Genomic DNA, 9,188 nt, shown 5'->3' on the forward strand with positions numbered 1-9,188 from the left:
TATTCTGAATGCCATTCGTATTTACCACCTTTACTTGATAAACACAGTATATCACACCGAGCAAGAAATAGAGTGTTTGTGTAAAATTTTCAAGGTACTATTATAGGGCTTTTGACCCCAACATCATATAATTAGTATAGCACACTTTTGCGGAAAAAGCACTCTTTCTTTATTTTCCACAGAGATTTCGCTTTTAGCATTTATAATTATACAAATATCTATTTTGGATATAAACTTACTCTTATTACGTACCTGTTTATGGAAAATTGATTGTCTGCTATGAATTAGCATAACTCTCCTAAAGCCTGAAACTTTTCTGTTCCAGACTGGGGGCCCTTTCTTTTTCACCTTTCCCCCTATGCTTCTCTATCCTCCCGCTTCATACAGTATTTCACTCATATCCTCTGACTGTAAGTCATCACAGAATTTCCGGGTTACACTCTTTCGTGATATTCCACTCTCCGCAAACCCTCGGATCCTTCGGTATAAATACATCTCACGTATGTTGAACGCTATTATCATCAGATAAAATACTACATCAAGTCCTTCATGGCAGTAGCAGTGTTTTGCATGGTAGTAGGTTTTCAACTGATGGAACGCATTCTCTTCTATATCCCAGCGTTTATGCATTATTTTCCACAGGATCTTATATGGTATCTCCCGGCTCGTCGTTACCAGCCACATCCAGCTGATACTTTCTTTTCCATTCTTCTCCTGCATGTGTTCGCAGTACCTTACCACCCGCACTCCCTCTTTAACTCCCTCCATCTCAAAACCTGCGATATCCCAACACTCTATCCGCTTCCTGCCTCTTTTAACTTCTTCCTGCTTCCCCTCCCCTTTTTCAAACAGCTTCTCCGCATCCTGGAATATCAGGCGCTTCTCATCTTTTAACCGGATGACTGCATCCATATGACACTCCAGCACTGTATTTATAAACGGCGCATTCAGGTACAGCCCGTCCGCTGCGATCACACCTGCAAAATGCCCATATTTCTCCCTCAGCTTCCTCACCAGACGTTTCCCGCCCGTCAGTTCCCCTTCATCCTTTTCGCTTCCATCCCTTGGACGAAGCATTTCCTGACCCAGAATCAAATGAGGAGATTCTCCTATGGTCGCACATACTACACTGCGGTGGAAGTATTCCTTCCCTCCATTAGAGGACCTCCTGGTCAGACAAGTCCGGCAGGATTTTTTTGTGCTGCTGAACAATTCCACTCCATCAATTCCTACCGCTATATATCCTCCAATTGTCCCGCTTCTTAGTACCGCATTCCGGTAGGTCTTTGCCACCATGGAATCAAAGATTTCCTCTACTTCCCGTGGTTCTATGTTGGAAAGGGCATCCCGTACGGCATCCACCTTCGGGATTTTACCGCGGATACAGTGTTGAAGCCTTTTGCCCATACTTTCGGGAGCAGAAAACACGGTATGGAAGCTTTCGTATTGTAGGAGCAGAGAAATAAAAACCGGCATGATAAGATTAAAAAAAGGGATCTGCTTTCGTTTTCTTTTATCCGTCAACTCCTTGATTTTTTGGGGAATCTGGTATACACTTTGAGTATAGATTAGTAGTTTTCGCAACGCTAATTTTTCATTAATGGCACCTTCTTTCGTGTGGTATTGTGATGAAATAATTATACACTGAAAGGTGCCATTTTTGTATGCTTATGCATTCTAAAAAAGAACTTTTTGATATTTTCTGGTCAATCGAATTTCCTGCCTGTTTCAAGGCATTTAATCACATATTTTTATTAAAAGCGAATTTTTGTATTTTCCAAATTTCGTTAATATTTTACAACAAAACAGTTCAGGCAGTATGAACTTCTGCAGGACTGTCCGAACCGCCGCATTTTGTTCGTGCTTCTTTAACTACACAGTCTCGTCCCGTACCGCATCCGCAATGGTTTCTTTGCGCATGCTCAGGTAGGCCAGCAGATAGGCAGCGCCTACCGAGGCTATCACAAGACCGGCATTTTGCAGGATTTTGCCATAGGGCAGAACAGGCAGGCAGCTCTCCCAGGATAACCCGGTCACCCCAAGCAGGTAAATAAGAATGACAAAAAGTACCGGCAGGCCCGTGAGAACGGGAGAAACCGCCGTCCGCAGACCTTCCAGAAGCAGCATTTTCTTTAACTGCCCCTCATCCATTCCCGCAGAACGAAGCACGGCAAATTCCCTCCTCCGCTGCTGCAGGGATACGCCCGCCGCGGAAAGGGCATTGAAAATCCCTATCAGGGAAAGAAGCGCTCCTATCAGGTTTACCACAGCCTCCATCGCCCTGCCTGACACCTGGTTTTCCTGCCGTTCTTCCTCTCTGCTTCGGATTGTAAAATCCTCCTCCGCCAGATAACGGCTGCTGATTTCCCTTATTTTTTCCGTAACCTCAATGTCCTTTTCCACAGAGGTAAGCCCCACGCCGCAGATTTGATAATAGTTTTCCGCTGTCTCCGGGCGGAATCCGGCCACGATTTCCCGATAGGTTTCGATAGGTACGTATAGCTGTATGCTGTAATCCGAGTTGTATTCATCCAGCACGGGCCTTTTATCCGCCCTGTCCCCAATCTCCACCTGGAAGCTGTAATCCGTTTCGTCCGAATCACGCAGCTTTTCCTCCAGCGTCAGCACATCTCCCGCCTCCAGGGAAAGCATCCTGTACTCCTCCTGCTGCTTCTCCGAATTATTGGCAATCCCGGGATAGCGTGATACGTTGCTCACCAAAACGGCTCTGGGAACCTCCGTGTTGTAATATCCTTTCGGATTACTCCCCAGCGCACGGCAGTAGTCGTCAAAAAATGAATCCTCCAGCCCCACGATATCCGCCCGTATCCGGTAGCTGCCATCCCTTTCCAGAATGCTGAAATGATCCGGATTCACCTCTGCAAAGCCGCCGTTTGCCGCAAATTCCTCCGTTTCCCGGGAGGGCTTCGCCCAATAGGACACTCTGGTGCGGTAAAACCAGGTTCCCTCAACAAGCCCCGGAAGGGAAAAAACTTCTTCCAGCATTTCCGGTTCCGGCTCTGAGGTCATTTGCCAGCGCATTAAAATATTATAATGCCTGGCCGCCGCATTGCGTTCGGTCACCAGATTGTTCAGCGTAAGCATGCAGAAAAACCCTGACACCAGTACAAAGCACATGGTAAGCGCTGCCAGCCCGGCCCGGAAGGCGCGCCGGTTGGCTTTCCTGGAGGCTGCGGCCATCACACCCTCCACGCCGAACAGCCCTAAACAACTGCGGCGGTTTTGACGTCGCCTCAGGCGGCGCGTCTTCAGTCTCCCCGCATCCTCCTGCATCCGTATGGCATCCACCGGCGAAAGCTTTGCCATTTTTTCCGCAGGCAGGGAAGCGGATACCAGTACGGTAAGGAAGGAAACCAGCACTGCAATCAGGGCAATCCCCCAGGAAAAACGGAGCGTGAACGGGAAATAAATAAGATCTCCAAGGATTCCGGTATAAATGCGCACCATCAGGGCTGTAAAAAGCTGTCCCAGGCCAATTCCCGCAGCAATGGGAACCAACGATACCCCGATTCCTTCCAGCAGCACGGATGCCCGGATCTGTCCCGGCGTCGCCCCTACGGACCGGAACATGCCCAGCTGTCTGATTCTTGTTCTGGCCGACATGGCGAAGGCGCTGTGTATAATGAGGACAAAAGCTGCTGCCGCCAGCAGGACAAGCGTGGCATAAAAAAAGAGATTCGTATAATTTGACAAATACTCCAATGAAAAATTCTCCACAGGCGGAAACACGCCGTTCAGCGCCAGCAGCCTGGCGTGATAACGGAAATGGTTTTCATAATTCCCATACTCATTTTTTTCCAATCCAAGCTGCTCCATCAGAGGCGGCATTACCTTGTACGTATCCCGGATATCTTTCATGGTGACATAAACCACCAGCTCATCCGCATCATTAAGCGCTTCGCGCTTCAGGAAGCCCATGGCATAATAGCCCGGCGTGGTGGTAGGCGTGGTCGTATCCAGCTTTCCCACAACGGTAAGCGTCACCTCTTTCTCCGGCAGGAACTGCTCTCCCTCCATCCCTGCCCCGGCATCCCAAAGCTCCCCGCCGGCCATGCGGTGCCCGGCAGTCAGCGTAAAGCTGTCCCCCAGCCGGAAACCGGGATTATTGTCAAAAAAAGATTTTGATACAACGATCTCACCAGGCTTTTCCGGGATTCTCCCCTCCGTGATTCCGTTTTTTTCCCCCATCAGTGACCAGTAGTTCTCATCCGCATCCCGGAGGAGCAGGTAGGGAAACCTGCTTTCCTCCGGCAGCTGCACAGACATAAACGGCCCTTTCACCATGACCTTATCAATTTGCAGGTTGTTTTCAATAATCTCCAGGTCCTCTTTGGTAAGCTGTCCGCCTGCCTCCGCATGCCAGCCGCCGCTTTCATACCGCTCAATATCAGCCTGCCAGGCCATGTTGTTATACAATACACTGCAAAGGGAAAACAGCAGGGTGGAGGCAATGAGAACCGCTGTCATGGACGCAACTGTGGTCTTTTTGTTGTTTTTCAGATTCCGGAAAGTATACTGCAGGAGAACCTTCATAATACGTTTCCTCCTTCTGCAGCAGTATCGACGGCTGTTTTTTTGCCGGAACCGTCTTTCCTGCCGGAGATATTTTTACCGTCGGATACGATTTTCCCATCTTCAATCAGGATAATCCGGTCCGCCTCCAGCGCGATTTTCTCATCATGGGTAATCAGGATCACCGTCTGATGATAGCGCTTGTTGGACAGCTTAAGAAGCGCTATGATTTCTCCCGAATTTTTCCGGTCAAGGTTTCCGGTGGGCTCATCCGCCAGAAGCACGGCGGGACGATAAATCAGCGCCCTGCCGATGGCGGCGCGCTGCTGCTGGCCGCCTGACAGCTGCCCCGGCAGATGGTGGAGGCGGTCGGTAAGCCCCAGCGTATCAGCCAGCTCCCGGAAGCTTTCCTCATCCGGCTTCTGCCCGTCCAGCAGTACCGGCAGCAGAATATTCTGCCGCACATCCAGGGTGGGTATCAGGTTGTAAAACTGGTAAATCAGTCCCACCTTTCGCCGCCGGAAAACGGAAAGCTGTTTTTCGGACAGGGTGGAGATATCCGTATTTTCTATTTTTATCATTCCCCGGGTAGGGCGGTCCACGCCTCCCAGCATATGCAGAAGCGTGGATTTTCCGGAACCGGACGCTCCCACCACCGCCACAAATTCCCCCTTTTCCACCGCCAGGTTCACCCCGTCCAGCGCTGTTACCGTTGTCTGCCCCAGATGATAGGTTTTCGTCACATTTTCACACTGCAGAATATTCATGATAGCCTCTATTCCTCCTGTTTTTCTTCCTCTTTGCTTATGCATTGTAAAGGAGCTGTGTGACAATTCGGTGACAAATTTATTTTTTCTGCCGGGAGCCACAAAACGGACAGGAAGGGCTTATATCCTCAATTTTTCTTGGCTTGGGCCGCGTTTTCACCGTCTCTGTAAAAATCAATGACAAACCTGGCGCCGCCGTTTTTCCTGTTTTCCGCACGGATTTCCCCGTTCTGGCTTTCAATCAGAGATTTTGCCATGGATAACCCTACCCCCACGTTTTCCCGGGCAGACTTGCGGCCCTGATAAAACCGGTCAAATATCCTTTTACATTCCTCCGGTGCAAGGCCCGGCCCCTCATCCTCTATTTCGATGCGTGTATAGATAAGATTCTGCTGTGCATGGATAAAAATGCGGCCGCCCTCCGGCGAATGCTCGCTGCAGTTTTTCAGGATATTTGCCAGAGCCTCCCCCGTCCAGCCCAGATCACAGGAAAGCTGCAGCCCCTCCGCGCCTTCCGTCAGGATTTTCTGTTTCCTGTGCTCCGTCAGAGAACGTACCGCCTCTGTGGCACTGGATAAAAGCTCCTGCAGATCCACCGTTTTTTTCTCCAGCACAAGCACGCCCGCGTCCAGGCGTGACAGGGTGAGCAGCGAGGAAACCAGCCCCCGGATATGCTCTGTCTGTTGTTCCATCCGCGCAAGCAGCTGCCTTCCTTCTTCTCCCTCCGTCTGCTCCTCTAAAAGCTCCTGAAGCAGGGAAATACTTGTGAGCGGGGTTTTCAGCTGATGGGAAATATCCGTCAGGTTCTCAGAAAGCTTCCGCCGTCCTTCCGCCGCTTCCTCCCTGCTTTCCCGCAGCTTTACCACGGTCTTATAGATCTCATCCTGCAGCCGGGAATATTCATCCTCATCGGAGCCGATTCCCGTATCGTATTCACCGCGGTTGATGCGGGCCAGATAGCCGGACAGTTCGCCGATCCGCCGTTCTCTCCTCCTTCTGTCCCACAAATAACAGAAGAAACCGGCAGCGCCAAGCAGAAGAAAGCAAAGCAGAAGGCGGACGGCCAGGCCGGCAAAATCACGGGGCGCAAACATGCCGGCCTCATACCCGTATCGCTTCAGAAGCCCGGCACCCGCCGCCTCCTGTTCCGGCAGCCCGTTTTTAAGGGCCTGCATCATTTTCCCTGCACTTTCAGGAGCCGCTGATATTAGCAGAGACGCCCTGGTATAAAAAGCGGCCTCACTCCGCCGGATCGTCCAAAGGCAAATCCCGGAGCAGGCCAGCATACAACCGCCCATCCACAGACACAGGGCGGAAATTCCCGCACTTTTTCTATTCATTTTCATCCCTCCCGCATATGGCAGGCTTGCCTGCGGCACTGCGCCAATCAGCCGTTTGAAACGGAGTTTCCTCCGCTTTATATCCGATCCCCCTCACCGTATGAATGATTCGCTGCGGATCCCCGCCCAGTTTTTCCCGGAGCCGTTTGATCAACACCGTAAGCGTGTTGCTGTTGACAAAATCTCCGTCAATATCCCACAGACGTTCCAGCAAAAGTGTACGCGTCAGCGTCCTGTTTTTATTTTCCAGCAGAATTTCCAGCAGGCGGTATTCCCCGGCAGTGAGCACCGTTTCCCTTCCGCCCACGCTCACCCGGGTTCTTTTTTTGTCCAGAACCACGTCCCCGCATGTCAGAAGCTGTGTTTCCTCCCGGCCAGGCTCTCCATCCTTTTCCCCGGCTCTGCGCAGGGCCGCCCGGATCCTGGACAGGAGGATGCCAAGCTTAAACGGCTTGGTCACGTAGTCATCCGCGCCGGCGTCCAGGCCCTTTATGATATCCGCCTCATCATCCCTGGCCGTGAGGATAATGACAGGAGGGCCGCCCGCTTCCCTGCAGGCCTTTAAAAGCGTCATCCCCTCACCGTCAGGAAGCCCCAGATCAAGCAGGATGAGGTCCGGCGGGTTTTGGGCGGCGCATCCCGCTTCCTCCAGGCTTCCCGCGGCGCTTACCTCATAACCGTTTCTGCCAAGCGCGGAACGCAGCGCAAATAATATGGTTTCATCGTCTTCCACTATGAGTATCCGGCTCAATTTCCATTCCATCCTTTTATCAGTTTACCTCTGTCCAGTCCCCGGCCCGGCTCTCGTCCGTCGGCCAGACGGCTCAGCCTCCGTCAGCCGGGCTTCTGTGTTCAGCCCCATCAGCGGGCGTCCGTGCCCGGCCTTATCAGCGGGTATCGCGCTCAGCCCCACAAACGGACGCCTGTGTTCAGCCCCATCAGCGGGCATCCGCGCTCAGCCTCCTCCCAGCGTCTCCACCGCCTGTTCGAACTCCGGCAGATGGTCCGACAGCATTTCATCGCCGATATAGTATGCGAAGATTACCTGGTTTCCTTTTCTGGCAAAAAGATAATGCAGCCCTCTGTCATGAATGACCAATTCGTCAAAATAGCTGCTTTCCACCTTTTCCGGCACCCAGCCCTTATACCAGTGCATATAGTATCGTCCCAGCTCCTTCAAAAAATCGCTGGCCAGCTTTGGCGTGAGCGTCTGGTAGTACTCCAGCTTCAGCGTGCTTTCCCTGCCGTTTCCCCCTTCCTGCCATTTTCCGTACTGCATGACTTCCGCCTGTACGGGCGCCAGCAGGGAACCTGTCACGAGGGAATAGCTGTCCTGATCCTTTCCCTTATAAGTATATACCCGGTATTCCAAAGTTTCATTCTGCTGGATCCTGTTCAACGGAATGAGGGCGGGCGAAAGCGTTTCCCAGGCGGGATGCTTTTTCAGGAAGGATGCCATCCTGAAATCCCCTTCCTTCCAGCCGTTTTCTTCGTATGCCGCCGCATTTCCCGTCAGAACAAGTTTTTTCCGGCTCACCGCCGCATTGATTCCTCCCAGCAGCCCGAATACTGTACAAACCGTAAAAAAAATCAGCATCACCCGGAATAATATATCGGCTGCCTTTGCGCGTCCTGTCGGAATTCCCCCTGTTTCTGTATTATCCCGGGCTTTTATTTCCCCGCTGCCCCGCAGTTCTTTCTTAAACCTGATTTCCATTTCCCGCAAAAGCCGCTGCACCAGCCTTGCCTCCTGCCAGCTGCCGGCCTGAGTCAGGCCGCACAAGCCCATCCCCAGAAAAACCACCCAGCAATATCCCCTCACCGCCAGTAAAAGCATTCCATACCCCATCAGATAACTGGAAGCCACCAGCCAGATCAACCAGAAAATAAAGGGGGTAAAAAGTCCCCAGGCGCTTCCCTTCAGCTTCCTCAAAAGCTTTTCGTAAATGCTTTCCCCCTTCAACTCCTGAATCCGTTCGCACTGTCCCCTGCTGCCGCGCAGCACAAGGACCATCCGCCTCAGTTGCGTTACATATTCCCAGCCGAATTTTTTATATTCTCCGCCCTGCTCCGCCGGCCCCTTCATATCGTCCGGGTCCATGGGGACAAGCATATACGCAGCCTCCTCCGGCTCCCCTTTTATAAAAACAGCCCATTTTCTTCCAAGAGACTGAAGAAACAGCCCCTCTGCCGCCTTTTCCTCAAGCCATCCTTCGGCCTTTTCCGGCAGGTAAAAATCTTCCGGTAATCTGAAACGAACCTTTTGTTTTTTATCCATTTTTACCTCCTGCACATCACAGGCCTGCCCGCGATACTGCATTAATCCGCAGTTTTAACAGAACCTTCAAACCTATCTTCTGCCTTCTGTGACCCTTTTTATTATACTCTCCGCCTGTTATCTTCATATGAAGATAAATGAGCTTATACGCAGGATATTTTTATCCTCATCTTTTCGGAAAATGCGCTTAGATACAGTAGTCTTGTCGTCAAAGATGAGGATAACATAATTATCTGATTCCAAAAATCCTTGCTAGTTCAACTTCGTCAT

At 51.3% G+C, this 9,188-nt stretch carries 7 protein-coding genes; all 7 read right to left on the minus strand.

The annotated features are described in order from the left end of the window. Positions 1 to 366: 366 nt before the first annotated feature. Entirely contained in the window at positions 367 to 1,584 is a 1,218-nt protein-coding gene (locus FYJ45_RS28165) for a transposase (RefSeq protein ID WP_154468280.1), read from the minus strand. A 288-nt stretch (positions 1,585 to 1,872) separates the two neighbouring features. Further along, positions 1,873 to 4,554: an ABC transporter permease gene (locus tag FYJ45_RS28170; protein WP_154468281.1), complete on the minus strand. Its 2,682-nt coding sequence runs from the start codon at positions 4,552 to 4,554 to the stop codon at positions 1,873 to 1,875. After that, entirely contained in the window at positions 4,551 to 5,300 is a 750-nt protein-coding gene (locus tag FYJ45_RS28175) for an ABC transporter ATP-binding protein (protein WP_154468282.1), read from the minus strand. The genes FYJ45_RS28170 and FYJ45_RS28175 overlap by 4 nt, the downstream gene beginning before the upstream one ends. 128 nt (positions 5,301 to 5,428) lie before the next feature. Then, a complete protein-coding gene (locus FYJ45_RS28180) occupies positions 5,429 to 6,640 on the minus strand; it encodes a sensor histidine kinase (RefSeq protein WP_195842029.1) in 1,212 nt (403 codons plus the stop codon). After that, positions 6,633 to 7,403: a response regulator transcription factor gene (locus FYJ45_RS28185; protein WP_154468284.1), complete on the minus strand. Its 771-nt coding sequence runs from the start codon at positions 7,401 to 7,403 to the stop codon at positions 6,633 to 6,635. The genes FYJ45_RS28180 and FYJ45_RS28185 overlap by 8 nt, the downstream gene beginning before the upstream one ends. 12 nt (positions 7,404 to 7,415) lie before the next feature. Then, entirely contained in the window at positions 7,416 to 7,589 is a 174-nt protein-coding gene (locus FYJ45_RS28190; RefSeq protein WP_154468285.1) for a hypothetical protein, read from the minus strand. A gap of 6 nt (positions 7,590 to 7,595) precedes the next feature. Further along, positions 7,596 to 8,918 (minus strand): DUF2812 domain-containing protein, encoded by a 1,323-nt coding sequence (locus FYJ45_RS28195; protein ID WP_195842030.1) that lies wholly within the window; start codon positions 8,916 to 8,918, stop codon positions 7,596 to 7,598. Positions 8,919 to 9,188 lie beyond the last annotated feature (270 nt).

The organism is Eisenbergiella porci, assembly GCF_009696275.1.
GTDB classification, from domain to species: domain Bacteria; phylum Bacillota; class Clostridia; order Lachnospirales; family Lachnospiraceae; genus Eisenbergiella; species Eisenbergiella porci.